This is a genomic window from Roseovarius mucosus DSM 17069 (assembly GCF_000768555.3).
In the GTDB taxonomy this organism is placed as follows: Bacteria; Pseudomonadota; Alphaproteobacteria; order Rhodobacterales; family Rhodobacteraceae; genus Roseovarius; species Roseovarius mucosus.
Genome location: NZ_KN293991.1, coordinates 195,933 through 213,886, shown reverse-complemented (window position 1 = coordinate 213,886; position 17,954 = coordinate 195,933). Strand labels below are relative to the sequence as shown.

The 17,954-nt window shown below is 60.6% G+C and carries 17 protein-coding genes; 10 read left to right on the top strand and 7 right to left on the bottom strand.

Annotated elements, in window-relative coordinates:
* The first annotated feature begins 98 nt into the window (after window positions 1–98).
* Both ROSMUC_RS18765 and ROSMUC_RS18760 read left to right on the top strand, forming a co-directional pair.
* Window positions 99–1,007 (top strand): LysR family transcriptional regulator, encoded by a 909-nt coding sequence (locus ROSMUC_RS18765; RefSeq protein ID WP_037276234.1) that lies wholly within the window; start codon window positions 99–101, stop codon window positions 1,005–1,007.
* Complete coding sequence (locus tag ROSMUC_RS18760) at window positions 1,004–1,747, top strand: sulfite exporter TauE/SafE family protein (protein ID WP_037276232.1); 744 nt, start codon at window positions 1,004–1,006, stop codon at window positions 1,745–1,747. Before ROSMUC_RS18765 ends, ROSMUC_RS18760 begins: the two co-directional genes overlap by 4 nt.
* Here the strand turns inward: ROSMUC_RS18760 and ROSMUC_RS18755 are convergent.
* From ROSMUC_RS18755 to ROSMUC_RS18730, 6 genes are read right to left on the bottom strand one after another with little or no spacing between them, the layout of a single operon-like run.
* Window positions 1,744–2,415, bottom strand: coding sequence for a fumarate hydratase C-terminal domain-containing protein (locus tag ROSMUC_RS18755; RefSeq protein WP_037276229.1), 672 nt, complete (start codon window positions 2,413–2,415; stop codon window positions 1,744–1,746). The genes ROSMUC_RS18760 and ROSMUC_RS18755 overlap by 4 nt on opposite strands.
* Window positions 2,412–3,371 (bottom strand): fumarate hydratase, encoded by a 960-nt coding sequence (locus tag ROSMUC_RS18750; RefSeq protein WP_037276227.1) that lies wholly within the window; start codon window positions 3,369–3,371, stop codon window positions 2,412–2,414. The genes ROSMUC_RS18755 and ROSMUC_RS18750 overlap by 4 nt, the downstream gene beginning before the upstream one ends.
* A complete protein-coding gene (locus tag ROSMUC_RS18745) occupies window positions 3,368–5,122 on the bottom strand; it encodes an L-aspartate oxidase (protein ID WP_037276226.1) in 1,755 nt (584 codons plus the stop codon). Before ROSMUC_RS18745 ends, ROSMUC_RS18750 begins: the two co-directional genes overlap by 4 nt.
* On the bottom strand, window positions 5,122–5,463 hold the full coding sequence (sdhC, locus tag ROSMUC_RS18740) for a succinate dehydrogenase, cytochrome b556 subunit (RefSeq protein WP_037276225.1): 342 nt from the start codon (window positions 5,461–5,463) through the stop codon (window positions 5,122–5,124). The genes ROSMUC_RS18745 and sdhC overlap by 1 nt, the downstream gene beginning before the upstream one ends.
* Window positions 5,460–5,792: a succinate dehydrogenase gene (locus ROSMUC_RS18735; RefSeq protein WP_037276224.1), complete on the bottom strand. Its 333-nt coding sequence runs from the start codon at window positions 5,790–5,792 to the stop codon at window positions 5,460–5,462. Before ROSMUC_RS18735 ends, sdhC begins: the two co-directional genes overlap by 4 nt.
* Window positions 5,785–6,519 (bottom strand): succinate dehydrogenase/fumarate reductase iron-sulfur subunit, encoded by a 735-nt coding sequence (locus ROSMUC_RS18730; RefSeq protein ID WP_425442845.1) that lies wholly within the window; start codon window positions 6,517–6,519, stop codon window positions 5,785–5,787. Before ROSMUC_RS18730 ends, ROSMUC_RS18735 begins: the two co-directional genes overlap by 8 nt.
* 263 nt (window positions 6,520–6,782) lie before the next feature.
* On the opposite strand from ROSMUC_RS18730, the gene ROSMUC_RS18725 reads away from it, so the two are divergent.
* The 4 genes from ROSMUC_RS18725 to ROSMUC_RS18710 are packed head-to-tail and all read left to right on the top strand — an operon-like array spanning window position 6,783 to window position 10,694.
* A complete protein-coding gene (locus tag ROSMUC_RS18725) occupies window positions 6,783–8,198 on the top strand; it encodes a circularly permuted type 2 ATP-grasp protein (RefSeq protein WP_037276220.1) in 1,416 nt (471 codons plus the stop codon).
* A gap of 3 nt (window positions 8,199–8,201) precedes the next feature.
* Complete coding sequence (locus ROSMUC_RS18720; RefSeq protein WP_037276219.1) at window positions 8,202–9,143, top strand: alpha-E domain-containing protein; 942 nt, start codon at window positions 8,202–8,204, stop codon at window positions 9,141–9,143.
* A 3-nt stretch (window positions 9,144–9,146) separates the two neighbouring features.
* Window positions 9,147–9,947 (top strand): transglutaminase family protein, encoded by an 801-nt coding sequence (locus tag ROSMUC_RS18715; RefSeq protein WP_037276218.1) that lies wholly within the window; start codon window positions 9,147–9,149, stop codon window positions 9,945–9,947.
* A 15-nt stretch (window positions 9,948–9,962) separates the two neighbouring features.
* Complete coding sequence (locus tag ROSMUC_RS18710; RefSeq protein ID WP_037276217.1) at window positions 9,963–10,694, top strand: proteasome-type protease; 732 nt, start codon at window positions 9,963–9,965, stop codon at window positions 10,692–10,694.
* Between the two features lie 12 nt (window positions 10,695–10,706).
* On the opposite strand, the gene ROSMUC_RS18705 is transcribed toward ROSMUC_RS18710, so the two are convergent.
* A complete protein-coding gene (locus tag ROSMUC_RS18705) occupies window positions 10,707–14,312 on the bottom strand; it encodes a hydantoinase B/oxoprolinase family protein (RefSeq protein ID WP_037276852.1) in 3,606 nt (1,201 codons plus the stop codon).
* Window positions 14,313–14,428: 116 nt separating this feature from the next.
* On the opposite strand from ROSMUC_RS18705, the gene ROSMUC_RS18700 reads away from it, so the two are divergent.
* The 4 genes from ROSMUC_RS18700 (at window position 14,429) to ROSMUC_RS18685 (ending at window position 17,816) form a co-directional block, all read left to right on the top strand.
* Window positions 14,429–15,403: a TRAP transporter substrate-binding protein gene (locus ROSMUC_RS18700; protein ID WP_037276215.1), complete on the top strand. Its 975-nt coding sequence runs from the start codon at window positions 14,429–14,431 to the stop codon at window positions 15,401–15,403.
* Window positions 15,404–15,464: 61 nt separating this feature from the next.
* Entirely contained in the window at window positions 15,465–16,025 is a 561-nt protein-coding gene (locus tag ROSMUC_RS18695) for a TRAP transporter small permease (RefSeq protein ID WP_052115448.1), read from the top strand.
* Complete coding sequence (locus ROSMUC_RS18690; RefSeq protein WP_037276213.1) at window positions 16,015–17,319, top strand: TRAP transporter large permease; 1,305 nt, start codon at window positions 16,015–16,017, stop codon at window positions 17,317–17,319. Before ROSMUC_RS18695 ends, ROSMUC_RS18690 begins: the two co-directional genes overlap by 11 nt.
* On the top strand, window positions 17,289–17,816 hold the full coding sequence (locus tag ROSMUC_RS18685) for a winged helix DNA-binding protein (RefSeq protein ID WP_245875239.1): 528 nt from the start codon (window positions 17,289–17,291) through the stop codon (window positions 17,814–17,816). Before ROSMUC_RS18690 ends, ROSMUC_RS18685 begins: the two co-directional genes overlap by 31 nt.
* Window positions 17,817–17,954 lie beyond the last annotated feature (138 nt).

Below are 17,954 nucleotides of genomic sequence, written 5' to 3'. Positions count from 1 at the left end.
GCAACGCCGTCGTCTTTAGGTGTAACTTTAAGACAGGCTTAATATAAGCAATATTCCGTTACAGGATGCATTAGTTAAACTTACGAAAGAGACGGGGCATGTCAATCCGGCGCTTGCGCACCCTGATTGCGGTGGATGATCACAAGACCTTTAGCGCCGCCGCCGAGGCAGTCTTTGTCACCCATGCCGCCGTAAGCCAACAGATGCGCAGCCTGGAGGACGAATGGGGCGTTGTGCTCTTTGACCGTTCACGCAGGTCTCCAGAGCTGACGCCGACAGGACGCGCCTTGGTCGCGCGGGCGCGCGACATCGTTCGCGCCTACGACGCCATCGTGCCATCGGTCCTGGGTGACGAGGGGTTTCGTGGCGAGATCTCTCTCGGGGCGGTGCCGATGACGCTGACGGGGCTGACACCTCTGTCGGTTCGACTACTCAAGGAAAGCTATCCAGACCTGCATGTGCGTATCGTGCCGGGAATGACCACCGCGCTGATTGCCGAGGTCGAGCGGGGTGCGCTTGATGCGGCGGTGCTGTCACGCCAAGGGCCATTGCCCCCCGAAATCGACCATGCCGACATCGCACAAGAGCCTATGGAACTGCTCGCCCCACAAGAGACAGAGGGCGACGATGTGCGCGAGCTTTTGGTCCGGTATCCCTTCATTCGGTTCAGCCGCGATGCGGTTGTCGGGGGGCTAATCGACGGTTGGCTGCGCGAGCATGGGATTCCCGTGTCGGTCACAATGGAGCTGCAGGGGCTAGAGGCGATTTCGAGCATGGTGCTTGCGGGGCTTGGTGTGTCTATCGTGCCTGCGCGCTGCGTGCGTGGAGTACAACCGCTTCCGCTGCGCCGCGTGCCGCTGCCTGATGGCGCACCCGTGCGGCAATTGACGCTGGCCTATCGACGTGACAACCCACGCATCCGCATTATCCAGGAAATCCACAAGGCCCTGATGGGTGCCGTCGAGATCGGTGTTTTCATCCCATCCACGAGCAGGCCGGCGGGATGAGCGCCGAAATCATGCCCTATGTCGTTGCCGGAGCGATGGCCGGCGGATTCATAAATGGGCTGGCCGGGTTTGGCACAGCGCTGTTCGCGCTTGGCTTCTTTCTCGTCGTGCTGCCGCCCTTTCAGGCGGTGGCAATGCTAGTCGTGCTCTCGGTCATCACCGGGCTGCAAGGCCTTTGGATTGTGCGCGCCGCAATCAGGCAGAACACGCGGCGGCTGGCGCGGTTTTTGCTGCCCGGATTAGCGGGGATTCCCATTGGGGTGATGATCCTCAGCGTGATTGACGCCAGCACGCTCAAGATCGTGGTGGCGTCAATGCTGTTGCTTTACGGTGGCTATTTCACCCTGCGCGCGCGCTTGCCAAGGTTCGAGCGCGCCACGCCGTTCTGGGATATGCTGGTCGGATTCTTGGGGGGTATTTTGGGCGGTGCGGCCTCGCTCTCTGGCGCACTGCCGATGATGTGGTGCACGCTGCGTCCCTGGCCCAAACAAGAGACGCGCGCCGTTTTGCAGCCCTTCAATGTGGCGGTTCTGGCGGTCACGACGATCCTGTTGGCGCTCAAGGGGGCCTATACCCGCGAAACCTTGATCTATCTCGCGATTGCCATTCCCGCCGCACTCTTGGCGGCGCAAATCGGGATTACGGTGTTCAAACGCCTGAGCGATACGGCCTTTCGCCGATTGCTGATCTTGATGACCTTTGTTTCAGGACTGGTTTTGATGCTACGCGCAGTGCTCTAGCCGATGACTTCGTCCGAACGGTCATCCGTCTCGCCGTAGCGTTTGAGCGTTGCGGGACGGGTGCCTTCATATACCCGCGCCAGATTCTCGGCAATCTTGGCGTTCTCGCGCTCGAACAGGCAATTGCCCTCAAGGTCAGATGCCACTATGAACGGCCCCATCTTGTTGCAGCGAATGACCCACATCGCCTGCGCCAGACCGAGTTCCTCTTGCCAATGCACGGCCTCGACCTTTTCGATGCCGCGCCCCAACAATGCGCCGGTGCCATAACCCACCGTCGAGAGATAAATCGCACCATTGGGCACGAAATAGGATTTGTAATCCTTGGACGACATACCGCCCTTGCCAATGATCAGCTTGGCACCGGTCTTGGCCATCCATTCCGGCAGCCATTTGGCAAAGCGGAACGAGGCAGTGGCCGTCACCGCGCCCATGTTGAAGGACCCATCAGGTCGAATGGCAGCGGCGGGGGAGCAGTGGAAATTTGCGGCGCTCTGGCTGGGCAGCTCCAGCGGGATATTGGCCTTGTCCTCTAGCGCGCGCATGTAGACACCTTCGCGCGCGGTGTAGAGCAACCCGTCCAGATAGACGATGTCGCCAAGACGAAGCTCGGCCAGAGCCTCGGGCGTCGGCGTGGTGCTCAGGCGGATCTCGCGGGGCTTGCTCATTCTGCGGCCTCCTGAGCGGAGCCTGGCCAATCGACGGTTTCGCGGCGCTGATACGGGGTGAACCAATCAGGATCGGTGCGATGCTCGACCCGGCCATCGGGATAGATGCGTGCCACGGCCCGCCGTGATGACAGACAAAAGGCATGCACCGACATCTGCATACCCCCGGTATGGCAATAGCCCACCTCGATATTGCAGTTGATCACCATGTTCTTGCCGACAAATCCCATAGCGCCCATGCCGATGGAATTGCCCAGTTCCTTGAACTCGCGCTCCAATGCCGCGATCTTTGGGTCGGGATTCTCGCTGCCCACCACGCGCAGGCAGGCGGCGCGCTTGCCCAGAACCATGCAGGTATCCTTGGACCCACCCAGCCCGATGCCGATGATTGCCGGCTGACAGGCCAACCCGCGTTTGCCAAAGGCCACGAGGCTATCGAGGTAAAAGCGCTTGATCCCCTCGATCCCGTCAGAGGGAAACAGCATCCGGTAATCGGTGCCAAAGAGGCCGCCCTTGTGGACGGTGATGAGGTCGATCCAGTCGCCGTCCGGCTCATAGGCATATTCGATTTCGGGCGCCCCGATGCCGACGTTGTTGTTGTGATCGGTGCGCCAGAGCGGATGCACGCGATTGGGGCGCAGGGGCACCTCATAGGTGGCCTTGGCCGTCGCACGGCGCAGCGCGGATTCGAGCGCGACCGGTCCGCCTTCGATCCGGGCATCGTTGCCCATTTTCACATACCAGCGCGGACAGCCCGTATCGCCGCACATCGCGCGGCGGTCCTCCTTGGCGGCCTTGTAGTTATCCAGCATCGCCTGAAGGACGAAGGATGAGAGATCGCCATCCTCGGTTTCGGCCGCGGCCTGAAGGCCAGTCAGGTAATCCTCGGGGATTTCAATGGCCGCCTTGTCCATCAGGCGCTCGGCGGTTTTCTGAATAAGGTCGATCGAGATCATTGCGCGGCCACCAGTGTTTCGGGCTCATTCTCGGGCAGGATTGTCTCGCCGGGGCGAATGATGGTGAATTGCACCGGGTCACGGCGCACGTTCAGATCGCAGCCCGCCTGCGTGATCACGGTATAATAAGAGGCATCGAGATCGCCCTCGTCGGGGAAATCCTCGCGATAATGTGCGCCGCGTGAGTTTTCGCGCGCAAGGCCCGCAAGCGTAATCGCCTTGGATACGTCGCAGAGCGAGCGCAGGTTGAGCCAGTCGTGCCATGTGAGGTTGAAGGAAAGATTATCGCCCGCGACGCCGACATTCATCAGCGCTTCGGAAATTTCGGCCACGCGGGTCAAACCACGCTCCATGCCCGTAGCGGTGCGCATGACGCCGACATCGTCCCACATCGCCTCTTGCAGGGCGACGCGCAGCGGATGGACCGGCGCAGGCTGGCGCGTGAGGGGATGTAGGGCGCGGTCAATCTCGGCCTGCAACGCGTTGGGACAGGGATCGCGCAGCGCCCCCATAGTGCGAATATCAGCGCCCATCACGTCGCCCGCGACACCACCATAGACGGTGGAATTAGCCACGCCATTACCGCCCAAACGGTTCGAGCCATGCGCGCCGCCAGCATCCTCGCCCGCCACATAGAGCCCTTCCATAGCGGTGCGGGTGTCGGGATCAACCACCACACCGCCCATGAAATAATGCGCGGTCGGCACCACCTCGACCAACCCGCCCGCCAGATCGAAGCCGCTATCGGCGCAGCGTTTGACCATACCGGGGAACTTGGCGCGCACATTCTCGGGGCCAAGATGCGCCATGGAGATAAAGACGCCCCCATTCACAGACGTATTGTTCTTGCGCATCTCGGCATAGATGGCGCGGCTGACCACATCGCGCGTCGCACGCTCGCCCTTGGGGTCATAGTCAAACATGAAACGGTTTTCCGCGCCGTTGAGAAGCTGACCACCCGCGCCGCGCAGCCCCTCTTCCAGCACCGTTCCGGTCATGCGCGTATGGTCCCCCGCCAAGAGGCCGGTGGGATGGAATTGCACCATCTCCATGTCGCGCAGCTCCAGCCCCGCCCGCAGCGCCATGGCGAGGCCATCCATCGTCTTGTCACCCGAGGGGGTGTTATATTTGTACATGGTCGGCCCGCCGCCGGTGGCCATCAGCACCGTCTTGGCCCGAACCAGACGAAAACCGCCTGTGCGCATGTCGATAAAGAGCACGCCCGCGAGCGCGCTACCATCGCGTGTGGGAATGAGGCCGATGGCGCGATGCTCCTGCAACTTCTCGACCGGCCGCGCCAAAACCTGCTCCATCAAGCGGCTGATGATCTCGATGCCGGTGAGGTCGCCCTTGTGGACCGTGCGGTCGGCGGTTTGCCCGGCAAAGGCCTTTTGATGCAGCGTGCCATCGGCGTTGCGGTCGAAGAAGCAACCGATTTCATTTTCCAACTCGTGGATGCGTACCACCGCCTGCTCGCAGAGTTTCCACGCCATGTCCTGATTGGGCAGCCATTTGCCGCCCTTTATGGTGTCCATGAAATGCCGCTCGACGCTATCGCCCCCGCCCAGCGCCACGTTATAGCCACCCTGCACCATGCGCGTGCAGCCGCATTTCCCGATGAGGCCCTTGACGGCAATGGTAATCCGCGTGCCGGCAGGTGCGGATTGCTGCGCGTGGAGCGCGGCAAAAAGCCCCGCGCCACCGGTGCCAATGATGAGAATATCAGTGTCGTGCCGGTCGAGATGGGTCATCAGATCGCCCTCAGGAAGAACGTGCCGGACAGGAAGAGCGCCGCGCCGACCGCCCCCGCCGCGAGCGTTTTCTGGCGGTCGGACCATGGCAGGAATTCTAGCGCCATCAGGCGCAGACCACCGAACATATGGACGGCGAGCAGAAAGACGAGACCGAATTCGGCGATCTTGACCAGCGGATTTTCGGCGAAGGCGAGAAAGCCATCAAGCCGGGCAGGCGCGGAAATCGCCTGCGACAGAAGCCAGAAATGCGCAGGAAGAAACAACGCAAGCGCCAGGCCAGAGACGCGGTGTAGCACAAAGGCAAACCAGAGTGGGTGCGAACGGGCCGGCTGTTTCATGGCAGCGTCACCGCGAAAACAGCGCTGAGGCCAAGGGCGAGAAGCGCACCAAAGATGCCCCATGTCAGCGCGACAAGAGCGACGCCGCGCAAGCGAAGCCACTCATGCGCGATCACCCGCAGTCCGATGGCGGCATGGACAGACACTGCCACCACAAAGGTGCCGTAGAAGAGAAACCAAAGTAGACTACCTTGGGTGCGGCCAAGAATTTCCGCCGTGCTGAGCCCGCCCTGAATGGCGTAGATCATCACCGCGATATGCCCTAGCACCAAGGGACCCATCACCAGCGCGCTAAGGCGCTGTGCCATGTAGAGCCGCAGATCAAGCATCGCGTTTCCACCGAAGGGCCGCTTTGACCGTTTCGCGCTTCAGGCCTGCAATCGCGCGCATCGGATTCAATCCGTTTGGGCAATATTGCGCGCAACTGCCCATCGAGTGACAATTGTGACAGCCCCCCTTGCCGGAAACTGCCGCCAGAATACCGGACCGGTCGGCATCGCGGCTGTCGTTGAGCAGGGTCCAAGCGCGCTGCAAGGCAGCAGGGCCAAGGTAATCAGGATTGCCCGCCACCGTATCGCAGGCAGCATAGCAGATGCCGCAATTGATACATTCGATGCCAAGATTGGCCTCAACCCGGTTGGGGTCGTCCGGCTTGATCGGGTCAAACTCTTCCAGGCGACCGCGCGTCGGGTGGTGCCGCCCTTCGGCGGCGACCCATTTGTCAAAGAACGGGTCCATGTCGGTTGCCAGATCCTTGATCACCGGCAGGTTGCGCAAGGGCGCGATGTCCAGCTGTCCGCTCTCGGCAACTCGGCTGACATGGGTGCGGCAGGTCCAGCGCGGCACGCCGTTGACCATCATGGCGCAAGAGCCGCACATGCCGACGCGGCAGGCAAAGCGATAGCTGAGCGTCGGATCCACCTCTTGCTGAATCCAGCTAACCACATCAAGCACCGTCTGATTTTCCCGCGCGGGAACGTCGAACCGCTGTTTGCGGGGATCTTGTGCCGTGCCGCGCTGAACGGTGACGTGCAACATCTCGGACGATCGGGTCACGGAATCCTCTGGCTTATCTTTGCGGTTGTCGCCCTATTTATAATTATGAGTTTTGCTAACAAAAAGGAATAAAAACTAATGTTTTTTGTAAGACATGCTTTACTTTATTTTTGAGAGTTAGATCCAAGGTAACACGACAACTCTTTGCCAAAGCTTAAAATTTGTGCATGACTGAGGGATAAGCGGGCATGAAACCGCATCGGGACAGGCTTGTCGCAACAATTTCGATTGCACAGGCCCCCGGACAGGGAAAGCATGATCCTATGGATATGTTCGATGAAATGCAGGGGCAGAACGGGCAAATTCGCAGCCCATATGCCAAGTTCGACGCCTGGCTGAGCGAGGAAGATGCCGCTCGTCTGCGGGCCAAAAGTCGTGAGGCGGAGGACCTCTTTCGCCTCACGGGGATTACCTTCAATGTCTATGGGCGGTCAGAGGCCGAAGAGCGTCTGATCCCGTTCGACATCATTCCGCGCATTATTTCGGGGCGAGAATGGCAGCGGCTGGAAAGGGGCATCGAACAGCGCGTCCGCGCGATCAACGCATTCTTGCATGATATATATCACCGGCAGGAGATCCTGCGCGCCGGGCGTGTGCCGCAAGAGATGATCGCGAACAACGTGGCGTTTCTACCTCAGATGATCGGAATGATGCCGCCGGGGGGTGTTTATACCCATATCACCGGCATCGACCTTGTGCGCACGGGACCGGATGATTTCTTTGTGCTTGAGGATAACGCGCGCACACCATCGGGTGTCAGCTACATGTTGGAAAACCGCGAAACCATGCTGCGGATGTTTCCAGAGTTGTTCTCTAGAAATCAGGTGCGTCCAGTGTCGGACTATCCGCGCAACCTGCGCCGTTCGCTCGCGGCCTCTGCGCCTGCGGCCTGCGAGGGTACGCCAACGGTTGCGGTGCTCACACCCGGTATCTACAACTCGGCCTATTACGAACACGCCTTTCTGGCGGACAAGATGGGCATTGAGCTGGTCGAAGGGCATGACCTGAGGATCGTGGATGGGCGTGTCGCGATGCGCACGACACGCGGGTATCAGCCCATTGATGTGCTCTATCGCAGGGTGGATGATGATTTCCTCGACCCGCTCAACTTCAACCCCGAGAGCGCGCTTGGCGTTCCGGGTATCATGGATGTCTACCGGGCAGGCGGCATCACCATCGCTAATGCCCCCGGTACGGGCATTTCCGATGACAAGGCAATCTATAGCTACATGCCCGAGATTGTCGAATTCTACACCGGCGAGCGGCCCATCCTGCAAAACGTGCCGACCTGGCGCTGCAATGAGAAAGAGAGCCTCGATTACGTTCTTGCTCATCTGTCTGAACTGGTGGTCAAGGAGGTGCATGGATCGGGCGGCTATGGCATGCTGATCGGCCCAGCCGCGAGCAAGAAGGAGCTCAAGGAGTTCGAGCGCAAGCTGCGCGCACGGCCCGGCAATTACATCGCACAACCCACGCTCAGCCTATCGACCGTGCCGGTGTTCACCAAGTCAGGGCTGGCCCCGCGGCACGTCGATCTGCGGCCATTTGTGCTGATGTCGCCCGAGGGGATCAACGTGACACCCGGCGGGCTGACGCGGGTGGCCATGAAAAAGGGATCGCTGGTGGTGAATTCGTCCCAAGGTGGCGGCACCAAGGACACTTGGGTGCTGGAGGACTAAAGGATGCTGGGAAAAACCGCCGGAGGTCTGTTCTGGATGGCGCGTCTGCTAGAGCGCGCCGAAAATACGTCGCGGATGATCGAGACCGGGCAGCGCATAGCGCTGACGCGCGCCGGCAGTGGTGCCGATGACTGGCTGTCGGTCTTGCAGGCTGCGGCGGTAGCCTATGGCTATCAACAGAAACACGCCGAAGTGTTGCCCGAACTGGCGATCGACTGGATGTTGCGCGATCCTGACAATCCATCCTCCGTGATGGCGGTGATCACACAGGCGCGGCACAACGCGCGTCTGGTGCGCACCGCGCTCACGCACGAAGCATGGGAGGCGGTCAATTCCTTTTGGATGCTGCTGAAAGAGGCGCTTGCGCGCAAAGTGGCGACCCGCGATTTGCCCAAGGTCCTGTCGCTGATCCGCGAGCGTAATGCGCTGGTGCGTGGGGCGATCCTTGGAACCATGCTGCGCAACGAAATCTATGATTTCATTCGCATCGGCACCTTTATCGAGCGCGCCGACAACACCGCGCGGATTCTTGACGTGAAATACTATGTGCTTCTGCCGTCGGCTGCGGCAGTTGGTTCTCGGCTGGACAATGTGCAATGGGACACGATCCTGCGTTCGGTCAGTGGCGAGGGCGGGTATCGGCTGACCATTGGTCCCGATGTCACACCGATGGGAATTGCGCAGTTCCTGATCCTCGACAAGCGTATGCCGCGCAGCCTGAATTTCTGCTGCGCGAAGCTTCGCGATAATCTCAACTATCTTGCAACAGATTACGACCTGCGCCTGCCATGCCACCAGCAGGCCGACACGCTCTGTCGCCGGTTCATGACCCACGATGTCGCCGCAATCTTTGATTACGGGCTACATGAATATGTGCAGGAAGTTCTTGGCCATCTGGGCAAGCTCAGCCACCAGATCGAGATTGATTACAGGTTTTACGGATAGCTCATGCACCTCGCCATAAAGCACCTCACCCATTACACCTATTCCGCGCCAGTCCCATATGGCGTGCAGCAACTCCGGCTCTATCCCAAGCCGACGCGCGGGCAGCGGCTAATCAGTTGGTCGGTCACGGTAGAGGGCGCCACGCAGCAGGCCGAATTCACCGACCATCACCGCAATCACGTCGTGATGTTCAGCTTCGACCCCGATGTGACCGAATTGATCATCCGCTCCGAGGGCGTTGTAGAGATGACCGATACGGCCGGAATTGTCGGTCCGCATGAGGGCATGGCACCGCTATGGCTGTTCCAACGCCCGACAGATCATACTCGCGCCGGCAAGGGCTGTCGCGAGATCCTGCGCAGTGTCGAGGGCGATGGGAATCTTGCCCGGCTTCATGATCTCTCAACACGGGTGCATGCCGCCATCGCTTATGAAACCGGCAAGTCGGAGATAGCCTGGACGGCAGAAGATGCGCTGGCTGCCGGTCACGGCGTCTGTCAGGATCATGCGCATGTCTTCATTGCCTGCGCACGTGCAATGGGTCTTCCGGCGCGGTATGTTTCGGGTTATCTGCGTATGGACGGACAGGACGAGCAGAGCGCGACACATGCTTGGGCAGAGGCCCATGTCGAGGGTCTGGGTTGGGTTGGATTCGATGTATCGAACGCCATTTCGCCCGATACGCGCTATGTGCGGGTTGCGACCGGGCTGGACTATACCGAAGCCGCGCCGATTTCCGGGCATCGCTACGGGACGGCAGCCGAGAACATGGATGTGACGCTGCACGTGACGCAGCAACAGTGACAGAGGGTTTCAGACGTGACCTATTGCGTGGGCTTATGCCTTGATCGCGGCATCGTCTTCATGTCCGACACTCGTACCAATGCGGGGCTCGATAATATCTCGACCTTTCGCAAGCTGCACACCTGGCAATTGCCCGGCGAGCGCGCGATGGTGCTGTTGACAGCGGGAAATCTGGCAACGACACAGGCCGTTATCAGCCTGCTCGAAGAGCGGACCAAAGCACATGACGAACGCGACCCGACCATCCTGTCGGTGCCATCGATGTTTCAGGCCGCACGTCTCGTCGCAGGCACGCTGCGCGATGTGATCGAAACCCACGCGAGCACCGGACAACGCGCCGACAGCACATTCAACGCCACGATGATCCTTGGCGGGCAGATCAAGGGCGGTCCACCGCGCCTGTTTTTGATCTACCCCGAAGGTAACTTTATCGAAGCCAGCCGCGAAACGCCCTTTTTTCAGATCGGCGAGACCAAATATGGCCGTCCCATACTAGTGCGCGCCTATGAACCCGGCATGAGCTTTGCCGATGCGATGAAACTGTTGCTTGTCAGCTTTGACTCGACCATCAAGGCCAATCTGTCGGTCGGCTTGCCGCTCGATATGTGCATATACGAGGCGGACAGCATGCGATTACACCCAGTGCACCGCATCGAGGCGGATGATCCTTATTTCAGCACGATCTCGGATGGATGGGGGGACGCCCTCAAGCGCGCGTTCGAGAGCCTGCCAAACCCCGAGATTTGAGAATGGCCGGGGTTATGCCCGGCCAAATCCCCCTGCCGTCGGTGTGATCACGGTCACGGCTTCGCCTGCCTCCAGCACTGTCTGGTCGCAGGCGTTCAGCACCTCGACAGCGCCTGAAAGGCGACGCACTTCAGTTCGGCCCGCCTCACCCGCGCCGCCGCCTGCGCCGCCCTGCGGCGGGCGGTTGCGATGCGACGACAGGATCGCGCAATCCATCCGGGTGAGGAACCGCAAGGTGCGGATCGTGCCATCCCCGGCGTTTGCGGCTCCTTTGCCGCCCGACCTGGGACGCAAGGCGAAATTCTCTAGCAACACCGGGAAGCGAAGTTCGAGGATTTCCGGATCAGTCAGGCGCGAGTTGGTCATATGCACATGCACGCCCGATGTGCCGGAAAACTGCCGCCCATCGTTGAACTGACCTGCAGGCGAGCCAGAGCAGATGGTTTCGTAATACTGGAATTCGTCATTGCCGAAGGTCAGATTGTTCATCGTGCCTTGACTGTTGGCCATGGCCCCCATCGCCCCAAAGAGCGCGTTGGTGACATGCTGCGAGGTTTCCACATTGCCCGCCACCACCGCCGCCGGGTAGCGCGGCGAGAGCATGGACCCTTCAGGCACGATGATCCGAATGGGGCGCAGGCAGCCCGCGTTCATCGGGATTGGTGCCTCGACCATCACCCGAAACACGTAGAGCACAGCAGCGCGCGTCACGGGTTCTGGCGCGTTGAAGTTGTTTTTCCGCGCCTCGGATGTGCCGGTGAAATCCACCGTTGCCTCACGAGCGGCACGGTCCACGGTAATCTTGACCCGGATCACCTGACCAGTATCGGTCTCATAGGCGTAGTCGCCATCCGAAAGCTTCTCCAGCACTCGCGCCACCGCTTCGGCGGCGTTGTCCTGAACGTGCCCCATATAGGCCTGCACCACGTCGAGGCCGAAATTCACGACCATCTTGCGCAGCTCGTTGATGCCCCGCGCATTGGCGGCGATCTGCGCCTTGAGGTCGGCCACATTCATGTCGATGTTGCGGCAGGGGTAGGGGTGGTCACCGAGAATCTTGCGCAATGCGTCCTCGCGGAATTGGCCCTGTTCCACCAGACGGAAATTGTCGATCAGCACGCCTTCTTCGTCCACCGTGGTGGCAAGTGGGGTCATCGAGCCCGGAGCTGTGCCGCCCACATCCGCATGATGCCCGCGCGAAGCCACCCAGAAGAGAATGGTTTGACCGCCCTCATCAAAGACCGGCGTGACGACGGTGATGTCGGGTAGATGCGTGCCACCGTTATAGGGCGCATTCAGCGCGAAGACGTCACCGGGGTGAATATCCCCCTCATTGAGACGAATGATCGTCTCGACGCTACGATCCATAGAGCCAAGGTGCACCGGCATATGCGGGGCATTGGCCACAAGCGCGCCGGTGGCGTCAAAAACCGCACAGGAGAAATCGAGGCGCTCCTTGATGTTGACCGATTGAGCGGTGTTTTGCAGGGTTACGCCCATCTGCTCGGCGATCGACATGAAGAGGTTGTTAAACACTTCAAGCAGGATCGGGTCAGCCTCGGTCGTACCAATGGCCATATCGCGCGCCATCCGTTCGTGGCGTGACAAGAGCACATGGTCATGGGCCGTGATCTCGGCCCGCCAACCGGGCTCGACCACAATGGTCTGATTATCCTCGATGATCAACGCAGGGCCGGTGACGCTGTTGCCGGGGGCGAGAGCCGCACGGCGGAATACGCCCGCAGGGGCCCATTCGCCGTTGCAAAAAAGCTTCGTGCGTGTGTCCGTCTGCGCCTCGGAGGCATGGCGACTGGCCTCGCTCTCTGGGGCTTCGGGCGCGGCGGTATCGGTTGCCTCAACCTCGGCGCTGTCGATGATGACGCGTTTGTCTGGCGTGGTAAAACCGAACTGCGCCAGATGCGCCGCCTCGAATTCCGCGCGTGCCTGCGCCGGGGTGTCGTAGGCCACGGGCAGGGCTGTATCGGTGCCGTCATAGCGCAGATAGAGACGCGGACGGATTTCGGCCCCGGTCACGCCCTGGGCCTGCATTTCCTGCATGACCTGCGCGCTCAGGTCATCAAGCACGGAGGTGATGAGGCTATCGCTGCCGTCCTCCAATGGCTCCACCACCATTTGTTGCCGCGACGCGCTGACGCGCGCCAGACCGATGCCATAGGCCGACAGAAGGCCGGAAAGCGGATGGATCAGAACCTTTTCCATGCCCAGAGCATCGGCCACGAGGCAGGCATGCTGACCCCCTGCGCCACCGAAGGAATTCAAGAGATAGCGGGTCACGTCATAGCCGCGTTGCACCGAGATTTTCTTGACCGCGTTGGCCATGTTTTCCACGGCGATGCGCACGAAACCTTCGGCCACCTCCTCGGGTGATTTGCCGTCGCCCGCCTCTGTGGCGATCTCGACAAAGCGTGCCGATACCGTATCGCGATCCAGCGGTTGATCCTGTCCGGGGCCAAAGATCGGCGGGAAGAATTCAGGGTTGAGCTTGCCCAGCATGACGTTAGCGTCGGTCACGGTCAACGGCCCGCCATTGCGATAGCAGGCAGGGCCGGGATATGCCCCGGCGCTGTCAGGCCCAACACGAAACCGCCCCGGTTCGGCATGGAGGATCGAGCCGCCGCCCGCCGCCACCGTATGCACCCGCATCATCGGCGCACGGATACGCACGCCCGCGACCTCGGTGTCAAAGGCGCGCTCATACTCACCCGCGTAATGCGCCACATCGGTCGAGGTGCCGCCCATGTCAAACCCGATGACCTTGTCAAACCCGGCAATCGCGGCGGTCTGCGCCATGCCGACGACGCCCCCGGCAGGGCCAGAGAGAATTGCATCCTTGCCCTGAAAGCGCTCGGCCGCGGTAAGGCCGCCCGAGGACATCATGAATTGCAGCGTGGGGCCCGGCTGACCCGGCGGGGTTGCGCCAAGTGCTGCGGCCACCCGCGCCACATAACGGCGCAGGATGGGTGACAGATAGGCATCGACAACGGTCGTATCGCCCCGGCCCACCAACTTGATCAGCGGCGAGACCTCGTGGCTGACCGACACTTGCGCGAATCCCGCATCGCGCACCGCATCAGCCAGGGCCAGTTCGTGCGCGGGGTTTTTCCAGGCGTGCATCAGCACGATGGCGGCGGCATCAATCCCGGCGCTGCGGGCCTCGGCCAGACCGTCGGCGACGGCGCTCAGGTCGAGCGGGCTCTCGACAGTGCCATCGGCGCGCAGGCGCTCGGGCACCTCGATCACTCGGGAGTAAAGCTGTTCGGGGAGCAAAATCTCCTTGGCGAAAATATCTGACCGTGCCTGATAGGCGATGCGCAGCGCGTCACGAAAGCCGCGCGTGATCAAGAGAACCGTGGCGTCGCCCTTGCGCTCCAACAGGGCGTTGGTGGCAACGGTTGTGCCCATACGAACCGTTCCGATGCGCGCCGCGTCGATGCTACCGCCGAGAAGACGGCGGATGCCCTCGATGGCCGCATCCTCATAAGCCTCAGGATTCTCGGACAAGAGCTTGAGCGGTTCGATCGCGCCCTCGGGGCTGCGCCCGATCACATCGGTAAAGGTGCCACCGCGGTCAATCCAGAAATCCCAGACCTTTTTCATATCGCTCATCCCCATTTCGGATCATTTACATTTTGTTGACAAATTATAAATGATCCGTCAAGCTTTCCTTGAACCGGGGCAACAACCGGTCACATCGCTAAATCAGGGAGACGACAATGAAACACCTCACCACACTTGCCCTCTCAGGGGCGTTTGCCCTCAGCTTTGGGGCCGCGCAGGCGCAGACGACTTGGGATATGCCCACGCCCTACGGCGACTCGGTTTTTCACACCCAGAACATCATGGAGTTTGCCAAGGATGTCGCAACCGCGACCAATGGTGAATTGAACATCACCGTACATTCGGCGGGTTCGCTCTATGCCCACCCCGAAATTCGCGACTCTGTGCGCCGGGGTCTGGCGCCCATCGGGGAGATCCTCATGTCGCAACTGGCGAATGAGGATGCCGTGTTTGGCGTCGACTCGGTGCCGTTCTTGGCGGCCAGTTACGACGATGCCAAGAAACTCTGGGACGCCTCGCGCGACGAGGTGACGGCGCGCTTGGCGGAGCAGGGTCTGACCCTGCTTTTCGCTGTGCCATGGCCGGGCCAGAGCCTCTACCTGACTGAGGAAGTGACCTCGCTCGACCAGATGAAAGGCGTCAGTTTTCGCGCCTACAACACCGCGACCGAGCGTCTGGCGCAGCTGATGGGCGCAGTGCCCACGACGGTTGAGGCGGGCGATATTCCGACCGCCTTTTCGACCTCGCGCGTTGCCGCGATGATCACTTCGCCCTCGACGGGCGTATCCTCGCAGGCCTGGGATTTCGTGAGCCACTACATCGACACGCAAGCTTGGCTACCCAAGAACATGGTTTTCGTGAACACGAGCGCTTTTGAGGCGCTGAGCGAGGCGCAGCAACAGGCGCTGTTCGAAGCCTCTGCCATGGCCGAGGCGCGCGGCTGGCAAATGTCGATGGCGGAAACCGAGGAAAAGATCGCGATCCTAAAGGAAAACGGCATGCAGGTCTCAGCCCCGTCCGAAGAGCTTGCGCGCGGTCTGCGCGAGATCGGCGAGACGATGGCCGGTGAGTGGCGTGCCAGCGCCGGCGATGTTGGGGCCGCAATCCTGTCGGCCTACACCGCGCGCTGACCCCAAGGCGGCGCGGGTGCTGACCCGCGCCGCAATCTTCTGACACAATGGGAGACTGCGGATGCTGCGCGGGCTGCTTGATCGTCTCTATGCAGCGGGGTTTGCTCTGGCCGCCCTCGCGCTCGTCACAATTGCCGGACTGGTTTTGGTTCAGGTGCTGGGGAGGGTGATCGACAAAACCTTGCTCGCCCTCGGTCAAGAGCCGGTGGGCATCGCCATCACCTCTTTGTCGGAGCTGGGCGGGTTTCTGTTTGTCGGCGCGGTTTTTCTTGCCCTTGCGGGCACGCTGCGGGCCGGGGGGCATGTACGGGTCACGCTCTTGATCCATTCGGTCCCGGCACCATTTGCACGCCTGCTCTCAGTGGTGGCACTTCTTCTGGCGCTCGGTCTCTGTGGCTTTGCACTCTACAGCGCCGGGGTTCAGGCCTGGGATTCCTGGGCGTTCAACGCGGTTTCCTTTGGCATGGCGAAGTTCCCGCTCTGGATCCCACAGGCGGTGATGGTGCTTGGGTTGATGCTGTTCTGGATTGCGCTTCTTGATGAGTTGATCGTGCTGCTGAGCGGATCAAGCCCCGCCTTTCAACGGGCCGAAGACGGAAAGGGCATTCAGGATGGGCATTGAAATCCTCTCTCTGCTGCTTGTGATGGTGCTCTTTGGCGTCTTGGCGCTTGGCCTCTGGGTCGGGTTCGGGCTGATTGCCGTGGGGCTGGTGGCGATGGTGCTGGCCAGTTCGGCGCCCGCCGAACTGGTCTTTGGCACAAAGGTCTGGGGCGCGCTGAACATCTGGGATCTGACGGCTCTGCCGATGTTCATATGGATGGGAGAAGTCCTGTTCCGTTCGCGTCTTTCATCGGATATGTTTTCGGGCCTGGCCCCGCTGACCGGACGCTTGCCGGGGCGGTTGCTCCACGCCAATATCTTTGGCTGCGCGTTGTTCGCAGCCGTGTCGGGATCATCTGCCGCAACCACAGCGACCGTTGGGCGAATGTCGGTGCCAGAACTCACGAAACGCGGCTATGATGACAGGATGATCATCGGCACGCTGGCCGGATCGGGCACGTTCGGCTTTCTCATCCCGCCGTCGATCATCCTGATCGTCTATGGGGCAGCTACAGAGCAGAGCATTGCGCGGCTCTTTCTGGCCGGGATCGGGCCGGGCATTCTGCTGGCCGCGCTTTTCTCGGGCTATACGATGATCTGGGCGCTGATGAACCGAGAGCGTATGCCGGAGCGCGAACCTGCGACGTCTTGGGGCGAAAAACTCAGGGCAATCGCGCTTCTGGGCCCGACGGTCCTGTTGATTGTCGCAGTAATCGGTTCGATCTACGCTGGATTGGCATCACCCACAGAGGCGGCTGTCGTGGGCGTTCTGGGCGCGCTGATCCTGTCGGCCTTGGGCGGCTCTCTGGATTGGCAGAGCGCGTGGGAGGCGCTGCGCGGGGCGACGATCACCACCTGCATGATTGCGTTTATCCTTGCAGGGGCTGCCTTTCTCACGGTCGCAATGGGATATACCGGCATACCGCGCGCTCTCGCGGCATGGATCGGGGAACAGGGCTATTCTGCCAATCTGCTCCTTGCGGCACTGGTGGTCTTTTTCATCATTCTCGGCATGTTCCTCGATGGCATTTCCATTGTGGTTCTAACCACTTCGGTCATCCTTCCTATGGTTTTGGCGGCGGGGATTGATCCGATCTGGTTCGGCATTTTTCTCGTCCTCGTTGTGGAAATGAGCCAGATCACGCCGCCGGTGGGGTTCAACCTCTTTGTGCTGCAATCCATCACCGGGCGCAGCATTTTCGAGATTGCGCGCTATGCGTTTCCGTTCTTTCTGCTCTTGGTGCTGGCCACCGCCATACTAACACTCTTTCCGGAGATCGCCCTATGGATACCTCAGACAATGCTCGCCCGTTAGGGCCTGTTGTCTCATCGGCGCATCTGGCGAATTCAGGTTTGCCGGAATTGTCGGAGATGGAGTTTGCCCTGACGATGGCGAACCATGCGTTTCAACGCTGGATGGTCCGCTGCATGACGGCTGCGGGGATGCCGGGACTGACGCCCCTGGAGGTTTTGATCGTGCATCTCGTGCATCATCGGGAACGCGCCAAGAGCCTTGCCGATATCTGCCTCGTGCTCAATATCGAGGACACGCATCTGGTCAATTACGCCGTAAAAAAGCTTGAAAAACAAGGCCTTGTAAAGGCTGGCCGTAACGGTAAGGAAAAAACCATCGCCATTACCGAAACGGGGCAGGACTATTGCGCGCAATATGGTCGCGTGCGTGAGGCCTTGTTGGTGCGCTCGGTGCAACAGATCGGCGTGGACCCGGCAGAACTGTCGCGGTTGGCGGCGCTGCTGCGCGCGCTATCAGGCGGATATGATCAGGCGGCGCGCGGGGCGGCAGCGATTTGATCTCGCTGCTGCATGGGTTGGCGCGACACGGGCGGTTGATGCTCGTTTTGGGGCTGGTCGTGGGAATTCTGGTTCCCGAAGCGGCCAAAGGCCTGGCTCCTCTGATCTTTCCAATGATTGTTTTTCTTCTATTTCTTA